A 1,359-nucleotide genomic window follows, 5' to 3' on the forward strand; every position below is an offset into this window, starting at 1 on the left:
CCCCCGGCACCGTGGTCCTGCCCCGCGAGGTCGCCCTTCACCTGCGTGGCGGACGCGCCCACCGCGATCTGCGCCCCCACCCGCCGTGGCCGGCGCTGCGCGCCCAGCTCCCCCAGGAGGCCGTGGACGCCGCCGCGGGCGGCGCCGCCTACGCGGCCCTGGCCGTGGTCGAGGAGCTGCTCACCACCTGGGAGAACGAGGCCCCGCCCGTCCTGCGCACCGGCGGCCTGGCCGTCCGCGACCTCAAGCGCCTGGCCGTCACCCTCGACATGCCCGAGCCCGAGACCGCGTTCTGGACCGAGCTCGCCTATGCCGCCGGGCTGCTGGCCGCCGACGGCGAAGCCGACGAACGGTACGCGCCGACGCCCGCCTACGACGCCTGGCTCACCCTGCCGCCCGCCCGGCGCTGGGCCCGCCTCGCCACCGCCTGGCTCGCCACCACCCGCGTGCCCGGCCTGATCGGCAGCCGCGACGCCAAGGGCCGGCTGCTGGCCGCGCTCGGCCCCGGGCTCGACCGGGGCCCGGCGGTCGAGGTGCGGCGGCATGTGCTGGACCTGCTGGCGTCCCTGCCCGACGGCGGCGCCCCGCACCCCGGGGACGTGCAGGAGCGCGTGCGCTGGGAGCTGCCGCGCCGCCTCCCGGACGACTCGCGGGCGACGCTGTGCGGCGCGGCCGTCGCCGAGGCGGAGTACCTGGGCGTCACCGGGCGGGGCGCGCTGGCCTCGTTCGTCCGCCCCCTGCTGGACGCGGCGGAGCCCGACGAGGAGGGCGCCGCCGAGCTGCTGGCCCCGTTGCTGCCCGAGGCCGTGGACCACATCCTGGTGCAGGCCGACCTGACCGCCATCGCGCCGGGGCCGCTGCGCCGGGAGCTGCGGCAGGCGATGGCGGTGACCGCCGACGTGGAGTCCACGGGCGGCGCGACGGTGTACCGGTTCACGCCCGGCTCGGTGCGGCGCGCGCTGGACGCCGGGTGGACGGCCGACGAGCTGCACGCGTTCCTCACGGCCCACTCCCGCACGCCCGTGCCGCAGCCCCTGACGTACCTGGTGGACGACGTGGCGCGGCGGCACGGGCGGCTGCGCGTCGGGGTCGCGGCGAGCTATGTCCGCTGCGACGACGAGGCGCTGCTGACCCAGTTGCTCGCCGACCGCCGCGCCGAGCCGCTGCGGCTGCGCCGCCTGGCGCCGACCGTCGCGATCTCCGCCTCCCGGCCCGAGACGCTGCTGGAGCTGTCTCTTTTACACCTCTGACGCTGCCGACGAAGACGATCGTTTTCACTGGTGAGGGCTGGGTGATCTACCACCATTCCCCAATGCATTGTAGCTACGCACCCGCTCTCTGTACACTCACTCAGTTCAC

General features: G+C 76.4%; 1 protein-coding gene. It reads left to right on the top strand.

Annotated elements, in window-relative coordinates; all coding sequences use genetic code 11:
- A partial coding sequence (locus BN2279_RS09685; RefSeq protein ID WP_199827697.1) for a helicase-associated domain-containing protein occupies positions 1 to 1,250 on the top strand: 1,250 nt, incomplete at its 5' end.
- Positions 1,251 to 1,359: the final 109 nt, after the last annotated feature.

The sequence above is a fragment of the Streptomyces specialis genome (assembly GCF_001493375.1).
In the GTDB taxonomy this organism is placed as follows: Bacteria; Actinomycetota; Actinomycetes; order Streptomycetales; family Streptomycetaceae; genus Streptomyces; species Streptomyces specialis.